Consider the following 22410-nt stretch of genomic DNA (forward strand, 5'->3'; position numbering starts at 1 on the left):
AATTTCAATTTATTATTTTAATCTGCTTAAATCTAATGGAGAGTTTCATCTCGTATAAAGCAAACGAAAATAGGTATAAATATTAAATTGAAATTAAAACTAGCTTTCAAAGTAATAAAAAATATTGGAGGTAATGAAAATGAAAGGATTTTGTATTTCCTTAGATGTTTCTAAGGGCTCAAGCTTCTATCAAGGTTTTAAAGGTTTTGATGAACCAATAACAAAGCCTAAAAAGATAGAACACAATTTAGAAGGCTTTAAAGAATTATTAAAGCTTAAAGATTCAATAAAAAAAGAATATGATTCAGACTGTATTGTAATATTTGAGTCAACAGGTGTTTATCACAAAGCATTACAAACTTATTTGGATGAGCATGATTTCAAATATACAATCATTAGTCCACTACTATCAGCTAAGGTTAGGAAAAGTGATATTAGAGGAACTAAAACAGACGCGAAAGATTGTTCATCAATAGCTAAAGTATTTTATCTTAAAGAATTAAGAATTTATTCTAAAATGGATGAAATATATAGTGATTTGAAAGAAAAATGCAGATATTATGACTTTTTAGTTGGTGAAATGAAACGCTGGAAGATTGAATTTAGAAGATTGTTAGATATTATTTATCCAGGTTTCGATAAGATTTTTGAGAATTTATATATTGATTATGTTCAAGCATTACTACTTGAGTATCCTCATCCAGAAATCATCCGTAAAAAGAGATTAGATACAATAGCAAAATTTATTGAAAAGCATACATGCCATAAAGAATCATTTTCTTTAAAGCAAGCACAAGCATTAAAGGATTATGCCGAAAACTGTGCCTCAGGATGTTCATATAAATCATATTTAGTTTCTCAATTTGATACGGTAATTCATACTCTAAATTCTCAAATAAAGCATTTAGAAACAACTTTAGATGAAATAATTGAAATAGCAAAGAAATTACCAAATTATGAAATTATAAGAAGTATACCTGGTATAGCAGATAATTTGGCATCTAGAATATTAGCAGAAATTGGTGACATAGATAGATTTGATAATGCAAGTCAATTAGTAGCTTATGCAGGAATAGATCCTCAAATATATCAATCTGGTCAAATATCTGGATTACATTTAAAGATATCCAAAAAAGGTAACAAGAAATTAAGATGTTTATTATATTTGGCAATCACATGTATGATTAGAACAAATAGAGATACTAAGATAGTTGAATTCTATAAAAGAAAAAAGGCAGATGGATTGGCGTCCCCTGCTGCCTTAGTCGCTTCTATGAATAAACTATTGAGAATAATTCATTCACTATGTAAAAATGGTTGTTTGTTTAAATAACCATCTACATTATACCATATAGTTTTTAAAAATGCCTCTTTTTGAGGTTTTTTGGTCTTGGTTTAAATAATATACGTTAATTCACATGGAAAATTATTAAATTAATACTTGATTTTCCTTATCTAATTTTTTGTTTATTTTATGTTTCTTTTTAGGATTTCTTCATACTTTGTAGAATAATCATGGTCTGGATCATCAAGTGTAATATCAATTGCATCCATGACGAAGTCTGTTGCAAAATCTAGGTTTTCCTTAATTGGCTTACCATTTAATATTCCTGCAACAACTAAGGAGGAGAATATATCTCCTGTGCCATGATAGCTTTTATCGATGAGCTCCTTCATGATTGTTGTTTTAGTAATTCCATCATAAGAAATCACTCCAAGAGAATCATAATCGTCAGCAACACTTGTTAAAATAATGTTTTTAGCTCCAAGCTGATATAAATCAGCTAATAGACGATTGATATAATCATCATCTTGTACCTCTTCATAGGTGTTTCCAGTTAAAAAGCAAGCTTCAGATATATTTGGTAATATATAATCCGCAACGCTTACTAAATCCTTCATACCAATAATGGTGAATTCATCAAAGCCTGTATAAAGCTTTCCATGGTCTGCCATTGCAGGGTCTACAATGAATAATCCATCTTCCTTTAACAATTTTTCTTTAGCATCTAATATGATATTGAATTGCTTAGGGTTTCCAATATAGCCTGTATAGATAGCATCAAATTTAATACCCTCATGCCACCAGTGGTCAATGATTTTTGGCATTTCATCTGTTAAATCTAGGAATGTAAAATCCTTAAATCCACCTGTGTGGGTAGATAGTATTGCAGATGGAAGAATTGCTGTTTCAATTCCAAATCTAGCTAAAATTGGTAATGCAACTGTAGTAGAACAATTTCCATAACAGGAAATATCTTGAATCGTTAATATTTTTTTGCTCATAGGCACCTCCTTAAATATTATTATATATGAATAAAAATAATTTAAAAATAACCAAAAGTATATAAATAGAAAGAACCAGATTATTCTTTTGCAATTTCAATTAAAATATGGCATACATTTTCCATTTCCTCTAAGCATGCACATTCATATGGGCCATGGCAATTATATCCACCTGTACCTAAATTTGGAGTATTTAATCCTCTTTTTGTTAAATTCGCTCCATCTGTTCCTCCTCTTATTGGAGTAGAAGATGGAACAAAGCCTGCCCTTTTAATTGCTTCATAGGCTCTATTTAAGCATCTAGGGTCTTCCATAATTTTTTCTGCCATATTGGAATAAGAATCAGTAATTGTAACTAAACAAGTATTATTTCCATATTTCTTATTGATGAAATCCATTGCATTATAAAAATCATTCTTTTGACGATTAAGAATATCTTTATTATGATTTCTTAGGATGTATACTAGGCTTGCACTTCCAACCTCACCTTCCATAGAGCATAGGTGATTAAAGCCGTCATAGCCATCTGTAAATTCAGGGCGTTCATTTATTGGTAATAGCTGATTGAATTCCATAGCGATCAATGCTGCATTTTTCATCTGTCCTTTGGCAGAGCCTGGATGAATATCTAGTCCCTTAAATGTAACTTTAGCAGAAGAAGCATTAAAGCATTCATATTCTACATCCTTATAATCTCCACCATCTACAGTGTAGGCAAAATCACAGCCGAAGCCTTCAATATCAAATGCGCTAATACCTCCACCAATTTCTTCATCTGGTGTAAATGCTACATGAATATTCACATGAGGAATGCTTGGGTTATTTACGAAATAATAAAGCATAGTCATAATGTTTGCAACACCAGCCTTATCATCTGCTCCAAGTACTGTAGTTCCATCGGTTGTAATTAATGTTTTTCCTTTTAAGTTTTTTAAGAATGGAAATTGAATAGGGTTAAGCTCTATTCCTTTTAGCTTAACTGTATTACCATCATAATTTTCTATTACATTAGGTTTAACATTAGTACCTGAAAATCCAGGTATTGTATCCATATGGGCTATAAAGCCAATATGAAGATTAGAATTGCAGTTACTTTTAAGCAAAGCAGTTACAAAGCAGTTATCGGTTAGTTTAATATCCAGAAGTCCTAATTCCTTTAAATCATTAACTAAAACCTTAGCTAAATCAAATTGCTTCTTTGTAGATGGAATAGTATCTTGATCTTCCATAGACATCGTATCAATTTTTACATATTTTATAAAATAATCTAATAATTTCTTTTTCATTTTTCTAAACTCCTATGAGTTTATTATAGTAAAAATAAGGCATATCTTCAATTAGAGAAAGACTTATTCGTTTAAGATAATTCACAAAAAGAGAAAGTTTGTTATTTATCATATGAAAACAACCAAAATAATGTAAAATGTCTAAAAAAGTACGACAATAATCTTGTTATTTAATAAGGTTTGATATATAATTAAATATAGAATTTATTTAAAATTCGATGGTTAGGTTTTGAAAGGAGTACTCTCTATGAAGGGAAAAGTAAAATGGTTCAATGCTGAAAAAGGCTATGGATTCATTCTATCTGAGGAAGGTAAGGATGTATTTGTTCACTTCAGTGCAATTGAAGGCGAAGGCTACAAGACACTAGAAGAAGGACAAGAAGTAGAATTTGATGCTGAAGTTGGCGAGAAGGGTCAATTAGCAAAGCACGTAGTAAAGGTTCAAGCATAAAAAACCGAGGCTGGAATTGTTTCCAGCCTTTAATTTTGAAAGGACGTAATTATGGTAGAGATATATACAAGTGGTGCATCATTTACAGATATTGTAAAGGAAGCATCTGTAATTAAAGGATTTAATAGAGAATCCTATGCAATTAGATATATAGAAAAAGATAAGAGCTTATATGTTATTGCACCTTATGGTGGAATGATGAATTTTTCTGGTGATTTGGAATTGCTAGAGAATGCCATAAAGGCAGTATGGGATTTTAATTTAAAGCTTGGTGGAGTACATGGTACTTTAGAGGTTTGTAAAAGTGTATCCGATATATTTATAAATCTATTTGGTGGTAAGGCATCTTTTGTATCTAGTGATGATACTGGAAGTATTTATTCCTTTGAAGAGGGTAAATTAAAAAGAGCATTATTTGCGGGTGGTTGCTTTTGGTGTATTGCAGGGCCTTTTTATGACCAAGATGGTGTATTAAGAGTATTAAGTGGATATGCTGGAGGTAGTGAAATTAATCCAACATATAAAGAGGTAAAAGCACAGCTTACACATCATAGAGAATCTATATTAATAGAATATGATTCTACTAAAACAGATTATACAAGAATGGTAGATATCTATTTTGAAAATATTGATCCATTTGATGATGGAGGACAGTATATAGATAGAGGAGATTCTTATAGCCCTGCAGTATTTAATTCAGATAAGGAAGAAAAGAAGGCAGTTATTGAATATAAGTATCATTTATCCTTAGAATGTGGAATGGAATGTAAGGTTCCTATACTTGATAATACTCCATTTTTCACGGCAGAAGAGGAACATCAAAATTATGCGATTAAAAACCCTAAGGAATATGAAGAGGAATTAATTGCGTCAGGCAGAAAAAAAGTCTAAAATTCACGAAAATAGTTGGCAAAAAATGCCAACTTTTTCTTTATAATTTTCGATAACATTATACTTATGTATAAAATGGGATTTTTTTCCTTTGGTGGTATTGAATAAATAACGAAATCGTTTTATAATATCCTATGGAAATTTATTAACTCATCAGGAGGAAAAAAATGAGCAAACAAGTTAAAAGAATGGCAATTGATGGTAACTATGCTGCCGCATATTCATCTTATGCCTTCACTGAAGTAGCTGGTATTTATCCTATCACTCCGTCATCTCCAATGGCTGAGTATACAGATGAATGGGCTTCTCAGGGAAAGAAAAATTTATTCGGTATGCCTGTTAAGGTTGTAGAAATGCAATCTGAAGGTGGAGCTGCTGGTACAGTACACGGTTCTTTACAGGCAGGTGCATTAACTACAACATATACTGCATCACAGGGTCTTTTATTAAAGATTCCTAACATGTATAAGATTGCTGGTGAATGCTTACCAGGCGTTATTCATGTTTCTGCACGTACATTAGCTGCACAATCCTTAGCAATCTTTGGTGATCATATGGACGTTATGGCTTGCCGTCAGACAGGATTCGCATTATTATGTTCAAATTCCGTTCAGGAAGTTATGGATTTAGCAGGTGTTGCACACTTATCTGCAATTAAGTCTTCTATTCCATTCTTACATTTCTTTGATGGTTTCAGAACATCACATGAGGTTAACACAATCGAACCTATTGATTACAAGGTATTCGATAAATTATTAGACAGAGAGGCTGTAGCTAAGTTCCGTGAGGAAGCTTTAAACCCAGGTCATCCAAAGACTCGTGGTACAGCACAAAACGACGATGTATACTTCCAGACTAGAGAGCTTCAGGCTCAGCAGTATGAGGGTGTATATCCAGTTGTTGAAAAGTATATGAAGGCTATTTCTAAGGCTACTGGTCGTACATATAGACCATACCAGTACTATGGTGATCCTAAGGCAACTAGAGTAATCGTTGCTATGGGTTCTGTATGTCAGTGTGCTGAGGAAGTAATTGACTTATTAACTAAGCAGGGTGAAAAGGTTGGTATCCTAGAGGTTCATCTATATCGTCCATTCGTTGTAGATAAGTTCTTAAAGGCTATCCCTGAAACTGCTAAGAAGATTGCAGTATTAGACCGTACAATTGAGCAGGGTGCTTTATATGAGCCACTTGCATTAGATGTACAGGCTGCATTCTATGGCAAGGCAAATGCTCCAAAGATCGTTGCTGGTCGTTATGGTTTATCTTCTAAAGATACAACTCCAGAACAGATCGTTGCAGTATTTGATAACTTAAAGGCAAGAAATCCAAAGGATCATTTCACTATTGGTATTAATGATGATATCAAGTACACAAGCTTACCTCTTGGCAAGCCAGTTGACGTTGCAGATCCTTCTACAACAGAATTATTATTCTTTGGTTTAGGTTCTGATGGTACAGTAGGTGCTTGTAAGAACATCGCTAAGATTGTTGGTGACTATACTGATTTCTATTCTCAGTCTTATGCTGCATATGACTCTAAGAAGTCTGGTGGTTCTACAAGATTACATTTACGTTTCTCTAAGAAGCCAATTCGTTCTACATACCTAGTTAACCAGCCACATTTCGTATCTTGCTCACTAGATGCATATCTTGACAAGTTCGATATGATTGATGGTTTACGTGAGGGTGGTACATTCTTATTAAATACAGTTGTTGATAAGGACCACATTGCAGATCGTTTACCTAACAAGTATAAGAGATTATTAGCTGAGAAGCATGCTAAGTTCTATATCATTGCTGCAAATGCTGCAGCTAGAGAGTGCGGTTTCCGTGCTGGTCTAGGTGTTAACACAATTATGCAGTCAGCATTCTTCAAGCTAAATGAACAGATTATGGATTATGAAGAAGCTAAGGTTCATATGAAGGAATTTGCTACTAAGACTTACTTAAAGAAGGGTCAGGATGTAGTAGATCAGAACCATAAGGCTATCGACATGGGTGGTTCAAGATTAGTTGAGGTTGCAGTTGATCCAGCTTGGGCTAACCTTTCTGATGATGTTAAGGTTGTTGATAATACACGTCCAGCATTCGTTCGTGAGATTGCTGATGTAATTAACTCTATTAAGGGTGATTCCTTACCTCTATCTGCATTTGCTAAGTATGGTAAGGATTGTCATATGCCACAGGGTACTGCAGCATATGAAAAGCGTGGTGTAGCTACAGATGTTCCTGTTTGGGATGCTAAGCAGTGTATCCAGTGTAACCAGTGTGCATTCGTATGTCCACATGCATGTATCCGTCCATTCTTATTAGATGAGGCTGAAGCTAAGGCAGCTGAAGAACATGGTGTTCAGTTACTTGAAGCTACAGGATTCAAGGGCTATAAGTATACTCTTGCATTATCTACATTAGATTGTACAGGCTGCGGTGTCTGCTTAACAGTTTGTCCTGGTAAGCCAGTTAAGGCTGAAGATGGAACAGTTACAAAGGTTCCTGCATTAAAGCCTCATACAATGGCTGCTTCTCGTGAAGCTAAGGAAGAAGTAATCTATGATTGGACAGTTAAGAATGTAACATACAAGGGTGATGTTGCAGGTACAAATAACGCTAAGAACGTACAGTTCTCTAAGCCATTATTCGAGTTCTCTGGAGCTTGTGGTGGATGTGGTGAAACTCCATACGTTAAGGCTGTTGCTCAGTTATTCGGTGATCGTATGATGGTTGCTAACGCAACAGGTTGTACATCTATTTATTCTGGTTCTTATCCATCCAGCCCATATACAACTAATGCTGAGGGCCGTGGTCCAGCTTGGGCTAACTCATTATTCGAGGACAATGCTGAATTCGGTTTCGGTATGAGAATGGGTGTTGAAACATTAAGAGATCGTATCCAGACTGTTATGGCTTTAAATGAAGAAGCTATGCCTGCTGATGCTCAAGCATTATGCAAGGAATGGAGAGAAAATAGAGCTGATGGCGCTAAGACTAAGGAATTAGCTCCAAAGATCGTTGCTGCTATGGAAGCTATTGATGCTCCATATGCTAAGGAAATCTTAAGCTTAAAGGATTACCTAGTTAAGGTATCTCAGTGGATCATCGGTGGTGATGGTTGGGCTTACGATATCGGTTATGGTGGACTTGACCATGTTATCGCAAACAACGAAGATGTTAATATCTTAGTTGTAGATACAGAGGTTTACTCTAACACTGGTGGACAGGCTTCTAAGTCTAGCCGTACAGGTGCTATTGCTAAGTTCGCTGCTGCTGGTAAGCCAACATTCAAGAAGGATTTAGCATCTATCGCTATGTCTTATGGACATGTATATGTTGCTACAATTTCTCATGGTGCTAACCAGAACCAGGTAATTAAGGCATTAAAGGAAGCAGAAGCTTACCATGGACCATCTATCGTAATTGCTTATGCTCCATGTATTGCTCATAACATTAAGAAGGGTCTATTCATGTCTCAGATGGAAGCTAAGAAGGCTACAGAGTGTGGTTATTGGCCAACATTCCGTTTCAACCCTGATCTAGTTAAGGAAGGCAAGAACCCAATGCAGTTAGATAATGTTAAGGAACCAAATAAGGATCTTTACATGCAGTTCTTAATGAACGAAGGTCGTTATGCTCAGTTAACTAAGGTTAACCCTGCAAGGGCTCAGGAGTTATTCGATCTTAACTTTGCAGATGCAGTTAAGCGTTATAACAACTACGTTTATCTTGCAGCAAAGGATTACTCTAACAAGGCTGAATAAGAATTATAAGCGGTGATTTTCACCGCTTTTTTTCTTGCATTTTTCAATAATACATCGATATTGACATAAATACCCTTGAAAAATTATGTCAACAGTGATAAATTTATTATAAATTTATAATTTAATTTGAGGTGGCATATGGCATACGAGAATACAATAGAAAATAGAAGAGAAATCATTGAAATGATTAAAGACTTATCTAACTACTTTACAAATATTCGAGATGAATTATGTGAGCCCTATGGATTATCTAGTATTCAAGCAGTAATTATTCTAGATGTATATCATCATCCTGAGGCAAGAAGAGTTACAGATATTTGTAAAAGATTACATAAATCTACTAATACAATTTCTCCACTTATTAATCGTTTAGTTGAAAAAGGATATTTAAAGAAAAAGGTATCCAAAGAGGATGCTAGATCTACTCATGTATTTCTAACAGATAAAACAAAGGAAATGGCTAGCAATATTTTAGTAGATGTATCGGATTATACATGGCCATTCTTTGATTCTGTAAATGATGAAGAGTTTAATAAGGTTTATGAAGCATTAAAGCTATTACTTGAGGTTACAAGTGAATGAAATATTTAATTGTATCGGATATTCATGGGGCTTTTGATTCAGCAGAATTCATTATTAATGAATTTAATAAAGAAAAATGTGACTACATTTTACTTTTAGGGGATGTTTTATATCACGGTCCTAGAAATGATTTACCAGCATTTTATAACCCTAAAAAGGTTATATCTATATTAAATCCATATAAGGATAAAATTATTTGTGTAAAAGGAAACTGTGAGGCTGAGGTAGACCAAATGGTTTTAGATTTCAAAATTCTAGATTCCTTTGATGGAATAATAAATGATATCAAATGTCATCTAGAACATGGCCATCATCTAGATTTATATAAAGGGGATTCTAAGCTAGTATTATATGGTCATACCCATATTCCAGATAATAGTTATGATATAAGAGGCTTTCATTTAATTAATCCAGGTTCTATAACGATTCCTAAGAATAATTCGAAAAGAGGCTATGCAATATGGGATAACCATAAGATAACCTTATTATCCATGGATAAAGAAATAGTAAGTGAATATATTTATTAAATAGCGGATTTTTCCGCTATTTTTTAATTTTTTAATTCTTTCTTCCTAGTATTTATATGAGGAGGAAGAATATGTATAAAAAGAAAGAAATCATTATTATCATAATTATTTTAATTACAACGATTGCACTGGCATTCTTGCCATCTTTAATTTCTAATTTAAATTCCAATATTGAAGAAGAAATTAAAGAAGATATAGCTATAACCACTACGAAGAATAAGAATACTATAGAAATTAAAATAGAAGGAGAAATAAAGGAGGATCAAATAATTATAACTGTACCTTATGGTTCATCCTATGGATATATCCTATCTAAGGTAAGAGTATATTTTAATAGCTATAGTAATCCAGATAAGGATTTAGGGAAAAGATATTATGAGGATACGACGATCTTTATTGAATCCTTAGATAATGAGTGCTTCATAGAAGAGGAAATAGATTTAGATATAGGTAAAATAAAAATATCTACAGCATCAAAGGATGAGCTTATGATGCTATATGGTATAGGAGAAAAAAGAGCGGATAAGATAATGGAATATAGAAAGACAAATGAAATTGATTCATGGGATACTTTAAAAAAAATATTAGGAGTTTCAAATGAGGTTATTGAAGCTATTAAGGAAAAAGCCGTTTTGTAATGATTTCCATTTCATTTTGATATCTATATTACTTTTCTTATTATCTTTAAAATATTGGCCATTTTTTATTGTTTTAGGATTATATTTAATATTCATTTTTAAAAAGACTCATCTATTATTACCAATATTAATATTTATACTTGTTTTTCTTGTAGAGTGGTTAATACCTTCTTATATGAAAAATATAAAAATAGATAATCATATTGAATCTTATGTATATGATATTGATAGTGATTCATCCTATATTCTTTTCTATAAAGGTGTAAAGATTAAAGTAAATGAATATAATCATAAGAATGAAGTAGGAGATTATATAGAAGTAGATTTACTATTCCAAGAAATAGAAGATAAAAGCTATGATACAGATTTTGATTATAAGGAATACCTATATTCAAAAGGAATATATTATTTAGCTAAAGGTAAAACTATAGAAAAAAAGGGGAAATATTTTTCCCCATATAGCATTAAATATTCTTATATGAATTATTTAAAGGAGCATTTAAGTAGTGAATCCTTCTCTTATGTATCAGAGCTAGTCTTTGGAGAGGATTCACTAGATTCAAATATTAAAGATTCCTATTCCATACTTGGTATTTCTCATATTTTAGCGATAAGTGGTTTACATATTTTATTTTTATATAAGGTATTAGCCTTTATATTATTAAAGGTATTTAAATATTATAAAAAGGCAATACCCTTAACTTTACTCATTTCTTATACCATTATTATAGGTGCTCCACCTAGTGCCCTAAGAGCATTACTCTTTTTAGTTATAGGCGCATTGAATAAAAAAGGAGAGGTATCCTATACAAGGCTAGATATATTATCTATATCTATGATATTTATGCTACTTTTAAATCCAAACCAATTATTTAATACAGGCTTTTTATTATCTTATTTAGTTTCCTTTGTATTAATATTTATGGATAAAGGAGAAAAAAGATTAAAAGGATTATATAAATCCTATTATCTAATTTATTTATCCACATTCCCCTTAGTTATAAACATGACCAATAAGATATCCTTTTTATCCTTATTATTATCTCCTATATTTGCCTTATGCTTACCATTTGTTTTATTACCTTCTACCTATATACTTTCTATATTTCCTATATTAGATTATGGATTAAAATATATATTTATATTGATTAATTCCTATTTAGAAAATATAACATCCTATAATTTAGCTATAGCTGTTCCATCATTCAATATATTTGGTATACTCTTTTATTATATTTTCTTTATATTTTTGGTTATAGCTATAGAAAAAAAGAAGAAGATATATTTTCCTATAGCTATTCTATCTATTTATTTAATATCTTTTATTAATTTAAGATATGTATATCCCTTTTATAAAATAACCTATATAGACTGTGGACAAGGAGATTCTTGCTTAATAGAATTACCCTATGGGAAAGGGGTAATGCTAATAGATGCATATAATTCTTATGATTATCTTAAATCCTTAGGAATAAATAATATTGATATATTATTATTTACACATTCGGATTCTGATCATATAGGTGATTATAAGGATTATTTAGAGAATATGAATGTGAAAAAGATATATGCACCTAAAACCGATAAGGTATTTGATGATATTATGCCAAATATTAACCTAACGAAAATAGAATCAGGAAATATTATTTATTTTGATTCTATTAAAATAGATATATTAGGTCCAATAAATTCTTATGATGATCCAAATTCTAATTCGATAGTATTAACATTTAAAATAGAGGATACAAAATATATGTTTACAGGAGATATGACAGAGGATGAAGAGAATGATTTAGTTAATAAATATGGAGTATCCTTAGATAGTGATATCTTGAAAGTTGCTCACCATGGATCAGATACTTCATCCTCTAAAGCATTTTTAGATATGGTAAGCCCTAAAATATCTATAATAAGTGTTGCTAAAAATAATAAATATGGTCTACCTAAGGATTTAACCCTAAAAAGAATAGAAGAATATTCTAAGGTTTATATTACATATAATAGAGGAAATATAACGATTAGCCAAGGATTTGGCAAAGTTCATATTTCCACTTATAGATAGAATATGATAAAATTGTAATATAAGAGGGGGGTATTTCTATGATTTATAAGCTTAAGGTAGATGATAAGGTTATAAATGGTGTATTTATAGCTGATCCTGACTTCGGTTACTTTTTTGTAACAGAATGGAAGGATGTTGAATTAAAGTTTAAAAGTATGGATACATTTAAGATGGAAAATGATGAAATATATCCTATTATAAATGAGAATGTTCATTACAAGGTTTATTCCATAAATCAAGAAAACAGGTTTATGTATTTATTTGTAAATCAGGAGAATAAAAAAGAAGATTTAGCCTTCTATTATAGCTTTGATGATTTAGCTTTTAAATTAGATTTTTTAGATAATGTAGGCTTTAAAGCATTACTAGCGTCTGTTACATTACTTCCTAATGGAAATTATGTAATAGGTAATGTTGGAGATTATATTTCTGCAGTAGAGGAATTAAAAAGAAAAAATAAAGAGGATGAAGCATTCTATAGAGGACATTATTCTTATAAATATACTTTAGTTCCATCTTTATATAGAAAAAAGAAATATTATGATAATGAATCCTATATGTATATGGATTTTAAAATACAATTTTATAATGAGCTTTCAAGTAAAAAATATATTGAAATATTAACTACAATGCAGCATTATAAAATGCCTACAAGATTATTAGATACAACCTCTAATCCTTTAGTTGCCTTATATATGGCCTGTGATAAGCCACAAGGCTATAAGAATAAGGGATTAGTCATTGGAGAGGTTGTTGTAATGAATGAGGCAATTAGAAATGTGAAATATTCTGATTCTAATGCTGTTACATTATTATCCTCCTTAGCGGTATTAGAAACCAATTATAAGCAAGAATTATATGAAAAAATAATGGAATCTAAAGAGAAAAATGATCCATCTATATATAAGAATTCTATTGCTTATAAAAGATTTGTTGCGGAAGTATATAATGAGCTTCCATATTTTGATCAGGATTTCTTTAATCCAGATGTATTACTTAGACCAAGGCATGTCAAGGTTGGTATGATTAATGAAAGAATTATAGCTCAAAGTGGTTCCTTCATTTTATTTGGTTTATGTAATTATGTAACTGGAGAATACCAGCATTTAAATACTGTTTCTAAACAAAGAATATTCATTGTTCATAGAGAATATATTCAAGAACAATTGAATTTATTAAATATTAACGCAGGTACAATGTATCCAGATAAGGATCATGTTTCTGTATCGATTATGAAAAGCTACGAATAATGTAGCTTTTTCTTTATTATAAAGAAAGAGTATGTTAAAATTTAACATATTGGAGATGATTATATGAAGCCTATTATTGGTGTTTTACCTTTGTACGATAAAGAAAAAGAATCTATTTGGATGTTACCAGGGTATTTAGATGGAATAAAGAATGCTGGTGGTATTCCTATAATATTACCCTATGGAGCAACAAAAGAGGAATTAGAAAAATTAAATAAGGGAATTGATGGGTATTTATTTACTGGTGGAAATGATGTAAACCCTGAGTTTTATAAAGCCAAAAGAAAGCATGAATGTGGACCTATTGATTCTTTAAGAGATAATTCAGAAAAGATATTATATCAAATAGCTAAAAGAGATGATAAGCCAATTTTAGGTATATGTAGGGGAATACAGCTAATTAATGTATTAGAGGGTGGTTCCTTATACCAGGATTTACCTACGGATCATCCATCTAAGGTTATTCATCATATGGAATATCCATATGATAGAAAATCTCATTCGGTTTATGTTTTTTCTAATTCTCCACTTGGAGAATTAATTAAAACAGATTCCCTAGAGGTAAATAGCTTACATCATCAGGCCTTAAGAAGAATTGCCTCATCCTTAAGGAGTATGGCAGTATCCGAAGATGGCTTAGTTGAAGCTATTTATCACCCTAAAATGAAATTTATGTGGGCAGTTCAGTGGCATCCAGAATATATGCTTGAAAATGAAAATGCCTCTAAAAAGATTTTTAAGGCTTTTATAGATTCTATAAAGGAGTGAGGTTATGGAAATATTAATTGTAAATGATGATGGAGTATATGCAGAGGGGATAAAAATTTTAGCGAATGCGATGATTCCTTATGGTAATGTTACTGTTGTAGCGCCAGACCAAGGTAGAAGCGCAGCATCTCACTCCATTAATATGGGAACAATTTGCTTTGAAGAAGCCAATGCCATCCCAGGTATTTCATGCTTTGCATGTAGTGGTATGCCTGTAGATTGTGTAAGGCTTGCAACAAGCGTATTAAAAAAAGAATTTGATATTGTATTTTCTGGCATCAATAATGGCTTAAACTGTGGTACAGATATAGTTTATTCTGGTACTGTTGGGGCTGCAAAGGAAGCTATTATTGAGGGGATTCCTGGGGTTGCTATATCTGCAGACCATGGCTCCTTTGATTTAGCAAAAAAAGAAATAGATCAAGTAATTAAATATATTATGGATAATAAATTATATTCCTTAGATTATGTTTTAAATGTAAATTTCCCTATTAATTCATTTGATAAATCCAAAGGCTATCGTTTTACAAAACAAGGTATTAAAAGCTATAAAACAGAATTTATGAAGAATAATATAGGATCTTATGATGTATTAAAGGATAGTATTACCTTTGATACAGATTTGGATACGGATGTATCCTTAGGAAGATTAGGCTATATTACCTTTGTTCCTGTTGGAGTAGATCAAACAAATCATAAATATGTTAATAAATTAAAGGAATATGATTTATGAAAATATATTTTATAGAATTGATGGATAGCTATTATTTAGATGAATTAAAAAAGGATAATGAAATTATAAATAATATTGAAGAAGCAGATATAGTTATTACTAGAAATCTAACTATAGATAAAGCTTTTATTGATAAGGCAGTTCATTTAAAATGTATTGCCATTCATGGAACAGGTATATCAGAGGTGGATATCAATTATGCTAAAACTAAGGGCATAGTTGTATTTAACTGTCCATATCAAAATTATGAAAGTGTTGCTGAGTATTCCCTATATTTCGCACTTATGGCTGCAAGGCAAAACAAAATGGAATTATATAAGAAAAAGGCTTTAGTTTTAGGTAATGGTCATATTGGAAAAAGATTAAAGGATATCTTAAGTGATGGACTATTAATGGATGTAGATATATATAAAAGAAATGATGATATAAAAGATAAACTAAAGGATAAGGATTTTGTTTTCATCTGTATGTCTTTAAATGATTCTACATATCATTTTATAAATAAAGAAACTATTTCTTATATGAAAAAGGGTGTAATTTTAATTAATACCGCAAGAGGTAAAATAGTCTCTGAGGCAGATATTATTGATGCATTAAGAGATAATCATATTTTATGTTATCTAACAGATGTATTTGAAGAAGAACCACTTAAGGAGGATAATCCACTTATAAAGGAGAAAAATGTAATATATTCTCCTCATATTGCATCAAATACAAAAGAGGCACTTGCAAATATTGGTAAATTATTAGTAGAGCAGATTAATGATTTTAAATTAGGTAATAATCCAAAGCATGAATTATAAAAAGGGGTGTGGCTATGGAAGTAAAAAGCTTTAAGGATGGAATTAAATTATCTCGCTTAGGTATGGGTAATATGAGACTTCCTGTAATTGAAAATACAGAAACTATTGATTTTTTAAAAAGCCAAGAGATTATTGATTATGCCATGAGCCATGGCATTAATTATTATGATACTGCGTATGTATATTCTAAAGGAGACTCTGAAAGGTTTTTAGGTCAAGCAATGAAAAAATATAAAAGGGATTCCTTTTATCTTGCAACAAAATGGAATTATGGTGCTAACCCGGACTTTAAGGCTGTATTTCAAGAACAGCTTGAAAGATTAAATACAGACTATATAGATTTTTATTTAATTCATTGCTTAACAGATGATAATATTGATTCTTATATTCAAAGTGGTGGAATTGAATATTTCTTAGAAATGAAAAGAATTGGTAAGATTAAATATTTAGGATTTTCATCTCACGCATCAGTTGAAACCTTAAGAAGATTTGCTGACTATACGAATTGGGATTTTGCCCAGCTTCAAATTAATTATTTGGATTGGAATTATAGTAAAACTAAAGAAGAATACCAAATATTAAAGGATAGAAATATTCCTACAATGGTAATGGAGCCTGTAAGAGGTGGAAGGCTTGCAAAGCTTTCTCACCCTGCAGAGGCACTACTTAAGCATGCTCATAAAGATTGGTCTATTGCTTCATGGGCATTAAGATTTGTAAGAACATTAGATAATGTTTTAGTTATCCTATCTGGTATGTCAAGCCTAGAACAAATAAAAGATAATATTGAAACATTTAATGATGATACGAAATTAACAAAAGAGGATATAGATATTCTATTTAAGGCTTGTAAGATCTTCCATGAGGATATTTATATTCCTTGTACAGGCTGTAGATATTGTGTAGATGATTGTCCAAGTAGTATTAATATTCCAGAATATTTAAAGCTTTTAAATGATTATAAAATAGAAGGAATGGATACCTTTGAAGATAGAGAAGAAATTAAAAGCATTGGTACACCAAAGGATTGTATTAAGTGTGAAACTTGTATGGGACATTGCCCACAAAATATCAAAATTCCTTCTTTCTTAGAAGAATTAGCTAAAGTCTTAAAGTAAGAGGATTTTATGGATATAGTATTTGAAAGTGATGATATATTATTCACTAAAGTATCTAAAAATTCTAATCATTTGTATATGGAATTTTTTAAATAAATATATGGTATCTATAATTGGTAAAAAATCTAACTATTTATTTTTTTACCAAAATAAGGTAAAATAAAGACAAATAGAGCGATTCTATATTGTTGTATGTGTAGTATTTCAATTCGATTGGAAGCTTATTTATAGATATTCAAAAATAAAAATGAGCTTACCATGCTCATTTTTGTTTTTTAAAGGAGTGGTAATATGAGAATAGCAGTACCTTATGATAGAGGAAGAATAGATCCACACTTTGGACATTGTGCCTCTATGGTTGTATTCGATACAGATGATGAAAAGATTTTAGGAAAAATGACAATTCCTTGTCAGGGGTCTGGCCATGAATATATGACTTCCCTTTTAAAAAAGCTAAAGGTTGAGGTTGTGATTTGTGGCAATATGGGCAAGCCTGCTATCCAAAGATTAAGAGAAGCAAATATAAGAATTTATATGGGCTTATCTGGAAGCCCAGAAAATTCTATTATTGCATTCTTAGAGGGAAGCTTAGAAAGCTTCAATACAGCAAAGCTAGATCTTTCTTTAATGGAAGATGATTGTAATTGTGGCCACTAGGGGGTGTATTTATGGATAAATATGATTTATTTAATTTAACAGATAAGGGAATATCTTCTGCAGTAATTAATAATATTATTCTGTCTGGATTAGATTTATCTAATGTAGTAGATTTGGGCTTTGATGAATTTGTTCATCAAACAGGAATAAAAAAGGAAGATGTTTATAATAGCCTTTGTGAGCTATCAAAGGAAGAGCATGATGTTTATAACATATTTGCCCTAACTAGTGTTGGAGTATCCGATAAGGTATGTCAATCCTTAAAGAAAAAGGGAATTACTTCCCTATTTATGATAAGACTTTATCCTGAAATCCTATTAAAACAAAAATATAATCTAACGGAGGCAAATATTCGTAAGATTCAAGATGCAATCTTAACCATTAATGAGCCTTTTGATAAGCAAAAGGAAGAGATTAAGGCTTATTTAGAATCCTTATATAAGGATCAAGAATATATGACTCTTTTAAAAAAGAACATATTAAAGAATTTAGGCGAAGACTATATTATGGAGGATGAGCTTGAAATCAAGCTTGAGGAATGCTACCGCTATGGCTATTTAATGGATAAGGCTTTAGAGGAGCTATCTAATTTAGAATTTATTGAAAATTCTTTATTTGGTATAAAGAAGCTTCAAGCAAATCTAAAGGAATTTATGTTTAGCCTATCGGATGATAAGAACTCTGGTTTATTAAAGGATTATTTAGAGGGCTTACCACTAGATAAGCTTGCCTTAGATTATGGTATTCAAAAGGATAAGATTAAAGGAACTCTATCCAAATATCCATTCCCAATTTTAAGTGAGGATGAATATTTAGATTTATATTATTCTTATCATTTAAATATTGATGAATTCTCTAAAATATTCCAGCTAGATAAATCTGTATTCCGCTATCTAGAATTAAAGGCTTCTAAGCCTATGGGTAAAAGAAATATTTTAGAAATGCTAGAAGATGAAAGAGTAAGCTCTGATGTTCGAGTAAATATTCAGAATACATTAGGAAAATATGCCAAAATTCATGGTATTAGTGTTTTAAAAACACCACAGGATGTATTAGATATTTATGCTAGATTTGATTTAAAGGATACCTTATCAGAAAAAGATATTTATGATGATTTTAAAAAGTATTGGTTTAATTTATTTCATGAGGAATTAGCTGTAAGTGAGAAGCAGTTTATTCAAATACTTGATGCATCAAAACAAATACTTGAGGGAAAGAATGGATTCAGATATTATAATTCCTTAGTTATTGATTCAGGATTCTATCATTCCTTATCCCTAGCTCAATATGTAGATATTGAAATATCAGCTAAGGTTATTTTTGATGCAAATATTTCTTTAATGGAAGCATATGATATTAAAGATGAATATGAATTATATTTCATCTTAAAGAAGACTGCAAAGAAGTTTGATATTGAATTCATTAGAAAGCCTATTATTGTCTTTGGTGCAGGAAATAGAAATAATCAAATTAAATCTATTTTATTTGAATTATCTCCTGTATCTATGGCGGAATTTACTAAGGCTTATTCTAAGGTATTTGGTGTTAATGAAAAATCCTTCTCTAACTATGCTGCAAAGCAGTTTAGCCCATATTATTCGAATGCGACATTTACAGTTACAACACCAAAATTAAGAGATGAAATCTTAAATATGTATAAGGAATTATTAAAAGAAGATTTCTATTTCATCTCTGATATTGGTCCTTTAGCGAATAAGGCTGGTATTCCATTCCAGGAATATTATATTAATAAACAAACCTTAAATGCTTTAGGATACCAAGATGGAGTAAGATGTATTTATAAGGATAAATATTTATCCTTAGAGGATTATGTTAATACATTATTTACAGATGATTTATTCTTAAAGAGAATGGATCCAAAGCTTATAAGCCTACCAGAATTCCAAGCAGGCTTAAAGGCAAGAGTGATGAATTATGAATATATTGAGGTAGAACCATCTCACTATGTATCTATCAAGAAATTAAATGAAGAAGGAATTACTATTGATTTAATTAATGATTTTGTAGATACAGTTAAGAATTCTGTATATGAGGATGAGGTATTTACCATTACCTCATTAAAGAATAAGGGATTTACTCATCCAATATTAGAGCATAATTATTCGGACTTTTTCTATTCTAGCTTATTCTTACCATCTAAGGATGTAATATATCAAAGATGCTATAGCGCAGATTCTGTTATATTAAAGATAAGAGTACAAAAGGAAGAAACAGGTATTTGTTCTTTAATTGAACAAATTGTTGAATCTAAATATTATATGTATTTACCAGATATTGTAAGAGATTTACAAATGGTATATGGTATTAATTTAAGTGAAACACAAACAAAGCTTTACATATCTTTAACAGATATTTATTGTAATCCAGATACAATGCTATATTATTTGAATTACGAAACCTATAAACGTATGAGATAGCCAACATTAGTTGGCTTTTTCTATTTTATTATCGAGACTACGGTAAAGATATTAAATTGAAGTATCTTTTTTTAAATGTTTTATATAAACTTGTTGGTGACATGTGTCACTTAAATAATTATTGAACTTGTTGGTGACATGTGTTACAATGTAGTTGAAAGAGAGTGATGTTTTATGAATTATAAGATTAATGATGATTTGAAACTTGTTCGAGAAATGATTAATATGTCTCAAGAAGAAATGGCAAATAATATAGGGGTTCAAAAAAGAACTATTATAAGAATAGAGCGTGGAGAAAACTATCCTTCAGAAGACACTTTAGAAAAGTTTTATAATTTTACTTATAAAAAAGGAATAAAACTGAATAGTATAAAAGAAATGTTCTACAAAGAAGAAAACCCTAGTTTTAAGATTATATTTCATGGAGCTAGAAATACAATAGAAGGAAATATTTCTCCTTTTTATGGTAGAGAAAACAATGATTTTGGGAAGGGCTTTTATTGCGGTGAAACAAGCGAACAGGCATCATCTTTTATTTCAAGATTTCCTAATTCATCTATTTATATGATTAAATTTAATGGTACAGGTTTAAAAAAAGTTGATTTTGATGTTAATCAAGAATGGATGCTAGCTATTGCCTATTATCGCGGTACTCTTAATGAATATGAAAATCATCCAATTATAAAAAAAATAGTTGATAAAGTTAAAAATGCCGATTACATCTATGCTCCAATAGCTGATAATAGAATGTATCGTATAATTGAGCAATTTATTGATGGATATATTACCGATGAGCAATGTAAGCATTGTTTGGCTGCTACAAATCTTGGTAAACAGTTTGTTTTTTTAACCGAGAAGGCAACTTCCAATCTAGAAATAATTGAAAGATGCTATCTTTCTGCATCTGAAAGGGACTATTATCACCAAATAAAACAAGCTGATATTAACGATTCTGATAATAAAGTAAAATTATCAATGATTAAATATAAAAATCAAGGAAAATATATTGAGGAGATACTAGGATGAAAACTATAGATAAAGAAGGAAAAAGGCTATGTGATATTCAAGCGGATTTATTTGAAAAATCCGTTTCTGTTTTAGATATGAGTTCTGAGGTTTTCGTTCGAAGATTCATGAACTCAAAAATCGCTATTGAATTGGATAACAAAGCTTTTTTAGATGACAGCAAGACAATTAATAATATTTTTGAAGAATTAGACTTGCAATATGGTAAGACTACATATGGTTCTTTAAAGTATAATAAGGATATAATGTATTGGGTTGGTTATTTGTATAGATACTTTTGTTATACATATAATTTATCTTCAAAACAGGCGTATAAATATTTGCCTTTAAAATATGTTGCTTCTACATTTATTTCATATCATTCCCTAGATGTTTCACAAGCTATTGAAAGATTGCTTGAAGCTAGAAATATTTCTTATAAAGAAGAAGACATTTTAAGAAAAGGTGTGGATATTCTTAGAGTAATAAGAAATGTTGAAGATCCTTATGTGAAATTCCCTGTTTTAGGAAATGAAAGATTCTTGCTAAGAAAAGTTGAAGATAGTGATGTGAAAGATTTATTGAATGTTTATTCTGATAAAAAGGCGGTTAAATATTTCAATAGTGATAATTGTAATGGTGATGATTTCCATTACACAACAATTAAACGCATGAAAGAAGCTATAAGATTTTGGAATTATTCATATGAAAATGGTTTTTTTGTAAGATGGGCGATAGTTGATAAAGCAAATGGGATTGTTGTCGGTACTCTAGAGCAATTTCATCGAGATTCCAATGATTACTTTAATAATTGTTCTTTATTAAGGCTTGATTTAAAAAGTGAATACGAAAAGAAAAATATCATTATTAATATTTTAAAATTAGTTATTCCATCCTCTTTTAATTTGTTTAATTGCGAGAGGATTATAACAAAATCTTTTGATGATGATGTTGAAAGAGAAAATGCTCTTTATGAATTAGGCTTTAAGAATCCAAATAAACATCTTATAGGTCATAATGGAGAAAGTTATTATAATTACTACGAGTTATTTAAAAAATAATCTTCTTTTTTTCTAAAAAAGTGTGGTTGACATCATGATAGAAACTTAAGACATTTTCTTTATAAAATAAAGAAATAAAATATATGTATATGTGAA

General features: G+C 30.6%; 19 protein-coding genes. 17 read left to right on the plus strand and 2 right to left on the minus strand.

What is annotated here, in order from left to right; all coding sequences use genetic code 11:
• The first annotated feature begins 139 nt into the window (after positions 1-139).
• Positions 140-1333: an IS110 family RNA-guided transposase gene (locus tag EI71_RS01605; RefSeq protein ID WP_162849664.1), complete on the plus strand. Its 1194-nt coding sequence runs from the start codon at positions 140-142 to the stop codon at positions 1331-1333.
• A 134-nt stretch (positions 1334-1467) separates the two neighbouring features.
• Here the strand turns inward: EI71_RS01605 and EI71_RS01610 are convergent, their stop codons facing one another.
• Together EI71_RS01610 and pepT are read right to left on the minus strand one after the other, a co-directional pair.
• The gene (locus tag EI71_RS01610; RefSeq protein WP_119015498.1) at positions 1468-2286 is read right to left on the minus strand and encodes a pyridoxamine kinase; all 819 of its coding nucleotides are present in this window, start codon (positions 2284-2286) and stop codon (positions 1468-1470) included.
• 80 nt (positions 2287-2366) lie between these two features.
• Complete coding sequence (gene pepT, locus EI71_RS01615; RefSeq protein ID WP_119015499.1) at positions 2367-3572, minus strand: peptidase T; 1206 nt, start codon at positions 3570-3572, stop codon at positions 2367-2369.
• Between the two features lie 247 nt (positions 3573-3819).
• On the opposite strand from pepT, the gene EI71_RS01620 reads away from it, so the two are divergent.
• The 16 genes from EI71_RS01620 to EI71_RS01695 all read left to right on the plus strand — a co-directional run bounded on the left by EI71_RS01620 (position 3820) and on the right by EI71_RS01695 (position 22314).
• Positions 3820-4023, plus strand: coding sequence for a cold-shock protein (locus EI71_RS01620; RefSeq protein WP_119015500.1), 204 nt, complete (start codon positions 3820-3822; stop codon positions 4021-4023).
• A gap of 51 nt (positions 4024-4074) precedes the next feature.
• Positions 4075-4914, plus strand: coding sequence for a peptide-methionine (S)-S-oxide reductase MsrA (msrA, locus tag EI71_RS01625; RefSeq protein WP_119015501.1), 840 nt, complete (start codon positions 4075-4077; stop codon positions 4912-4914).
• A 167-nt stretch (positions 4915-5081) separates the two neighbouring features.
• Positions 5082-8672 (plus strand): pyruvate:ferredoxin (flavodoxin) oxidoreductase, encoded by a 3591-nt coding sequence (gene nifJ, locus EI71_RS01630; protein ID WP_119015502.1) that lies wholly within the window; start codon positions 5082-5084, stop codon positions 8670-8672.
• A gap of 138 nt (positions 8673-8810) precedes the next feature.
• Complete coding sequence (locus tag EI71_RS01635; RefSeq protein WP_162849665.1) at positions 8811-9254, plus strand: MarR family winged helix-turn-helix transcriptional regulator; 444 nt, start codon at positions 8811-8813, stop codon at positions 9252-9254.
• Complete coding sequence (gene yfcE, locus EI71_RS01640; protein ID WP_119015504.1) at positions 9251-9781, plus strand: phosphodiesterase; 531 nt, start codon at positions 9251-9253, stop codon at positions 9779-9781. The genes EI71_RS01635 and yfcE overlap by 4 nt, the downstream gene beginning before the upstream one ends.
• Before the next feature lie 71 nt (positions 9782-9852).
• Positions 9853-10419 carry a ComEA family DNA-binding protein gene (locus EI71_RS01645; protein WP_162849666.1) on the plus strand — a complete coding sequence of 189 codons (567 nt, stop codon included), beginning with the start codon at positions 9853-9855 and terminating at the stop codon, positions 10417-10419.
• A 175-nt stretch (positions 10420-10594) separates the two neighbouring features.
• The gene (locus EI71_RS01650) at positions 10595-12481 is read left to right on the plus strand and encodes a DNA internalization-related competence protein ComEC/Rec2 (RefSeq protein ID WP_162849667.1); all 1887 of its coding nucleotides are present in this window, start codon (positions 10595-10597) and stop codon (positions 12479-12481) included.
• Positions 12482-12519: 38 nt separating this feature from the next.
• Complete coding sequence (locus tag EI71_RS01655) at positions 12520-13731, plus strand: FRG domain-containing protein (protein WP_119015507.1); 1212 nt, start codon at positions 12520-12522, stop codon at positions 13729-13731.
• Between the two features lie 63 nt (positions 13732-13794).
• Positions 13795-14499: a gamma-glutamyl-gamma-aminobutyrate hydrolase family protein gene (locus EI71_RS01660; protein WP_162849668.1), complete on the plus strand. Its 705-nt coding sequence runs from the start codon at positions 13795-13797 to the stop codon at positions 14497-14499.
• Between the two features lie 4 nt (positions 14500-14503).
• The gene (surE, locus tag EI71_RS01665) at positions 14504-15232 is read left to right on the plus strand and encodes a 5'/3'-nucleotidase SurE (RefSeq protein ID WP_162849669.1); all 729 of its coding nucleotides are present in this window, start codon (positions 14504-14506) and stop codon (positions 15230-15232) included.
• Positions 15229-16035, plus strand: a complete 807-nt coding sequence (locus EI71_RS01670; RefSeq protein WP_119015510.1) for an NAD(P)-dependent oxidoreductase — start codon at positions 15229-15231, stop codon at positions 16033-16035. Before surE ends, EI71_RS01670 begins: the two co-directional genes overlap by 4 nt.
• 14 nt (positions 16036-16049) lie before the next feature.
• A complete protein-coding gene (locus EI71_RS01675; protein ID WP_119015511.1) occupies positions 16050-17153 on the plus strand; it encodes an aldo/keto reductase in 1104 nt (367 codons plus the stop codon).
• 291 nt (positions 17154-17444) lie between these two features.
• A complete protein-coding gene (locus tag EI71_RS01680; protein WP_119015512.1) occupies positions 17445-17810 on the plus strand; it encodes a NifB/NifX family molybdenum-iron cluster-binding protein in 366 nt (121 codons plus the stop codon).
• A gap of 11 nt (positions 17811-17821) precedes the next feature.
• Positions 17822-20248, plus strand: coding sequence for a hypothetical protein (locus tag EI71_RS01685; protein WP_119015513.1), 2427 nt, complete (start codon positions 17822-17824; stop codon positions 20246-20248).
• Positions 20249-20422: 174 nt separating this feature from the next.
• Positions 20423-21274 carry a DUF3990 domain-containing protein gene (locus EI71_RS01690; protein WP_162849670.1) on the plus strand — a complete coding sequence of 284 codons (852 nt, stop codon included), beginning with the start codon at positions 20423-20425 and terminating at the stop codon, positions 21272-21274.
• Positions 21271-22314, plus strand: coding sequence for a GNAT family N-acetyltransferase (locus tag EI71_RS01695; RefSeq protein ID WP_211320996.1), 1044 nt, complete (start codon positions 21271-21273; stop codon positions 22312-22314). The genes EI71_RS01690 and EI71_RS01695 overlap by 4 nt, the downstream gene beginning before the upstream one ends.
• Positions 22315-22410: the final 96 nt, after the last annotated feature.

It is taken from the genome of Anaeroplasma bactoclasticum, from assembly GCF_003550015.1.
Lineage (GTDB): Bacteria > Bacillota_I > Bacilli_A > Acholeplasmatales > Anaeroplasmataceae > Anaeroplasma > Anaeroplasma bactoclasticum.

Excerpts from the sequence above, each read along its gene's own strand:
- EI71_RS01605 (WP_162849664.1), top strand. The coding sequence starts at position 140 with ATGAAAGGATTTTGTATTTCCTTAGATGTTTCTAAGGGCTCAAGCTTC.
- EI71_RS01610 (WP_119015498.1), bottom strand. The coding sequence starts at position 2,286 with ATGAGCAAAAAAATATTAACGATTCAAGATATTTCCTGTTATGGAAAT.
- pepT (WP_119015499.1), bottom strand. The coding sequence starts at position 3,572 with ATGAAAAAGAAATTATTAGATTATTTTATAAAATATGTAAAAATTGAT.
- EI71_RS01620 (WP_119015500.1), top strand. The coding sequence starts at position 3,820 with ATGAAGGGAAAAGTAAAATGGTTCAATGCTGAAAAAGGCTATGGATTC.
- msrA (WP_119015501.1), top strand. The coding sequence starts at position 4,075 with ATGGTAGAGATATATACAAGTGGTGCATCATTTACAGATATTGTAAAG.
- nifJ (WP_119015502.1), top strand. The coding sequence starts at position 5,082 with ATGAGCAAACAAGTTAAAAGAATGGCAATTGATGGTAACTATGCTGCC.
- EI71_RS01635 (WP_162849665.1), top strand. The coding sequence starts at position 8,811 with ATGGCATACGAGAATACAATAGAAAATAGAAGAGAAATCATTGAAATG.
- yfcE (WP_119015504.1), top strand. The coding sequence starts at position 9,251 with ATGAAATATTTAATTGTATCGGATATTCATGGGGCTTTTGATTCAGCA.
- EI71_RS01645 (WP_162849666.1), top strand. The coding sequence starts at position 9,853 with ATGTATAAAAAGAAAGAAATCATTATTATCATAATTATTTTAATTACA.
- EI71_RS01650 (WP_162849667.1), top strand. The coding sequence starts at position 10,595 with ATGAAAAATATAAAAATAGATAATCATATTGAATCTTATGTATATGAT.
- EI71_RS01655 (WP_119015507.1), top strand. The coding sequence starts at position 12,520 with ATGATTTATAAGCTTAAGGTAGATGATAAGGTTATAAATGGTGTATTT.
- EI71_RS01660 (WP_162849668.1), top strand. The coding sequence starts at position 13,795 with ATGAAGCCTATTATTGGTGTTTTACCTTTGTACGATAAAGAAAAAGAA.
- surE (WP_162849669.1), top strand. The coding sequence starts at position 14,504 with ATGGAAATATTAATTGTAAATGATGATGGAGTATATGCAGAGGGGATA.
- EI71_RS01670 (WP_119015510.1), top strand. The coding sequence starts at position 15,229 with ATGAAAATATATTTTATAGAATTGATGGATAGCTATTATTTAGATGAA.
- EI71_RS01675 (WP_119015511.1), top strand. The coding sequence starts at position 16,050 with ATGGAAGTAAAAAGCTTTAAGGATGGAATTAAATTATCTCGCTTAGGT.
- EI71_RS01680 (WP_119015512.1), top strand. The coding sequence starts at position 17,445 with ATGAGAATAGCAGTACCTTATGATAGAGGAAGAATAGATCCACACTTT.
- EI71_RS01685 (WP_119015513.1), top strand. The coding sequence starts at position 17,822 with ATGGATAAATATGATTTATTTAATTTAACAGATAAGGGAATATCTTCT.
- EI71_RS01690 (WP_162849670.1), top strand. The coding sequence starts at position 20,423 with ATGAATTATAAGATTAATGATGATTTGAAACTTGTTCGAGAAATGATT.
- EI71_RS01695 (WP_211320996.1), top strand. The coding sequence starts at position 21,271 with ATGAAAACTATAGATAAAGAAGGAAAAAGGCTATGTGATATTCAAGCG.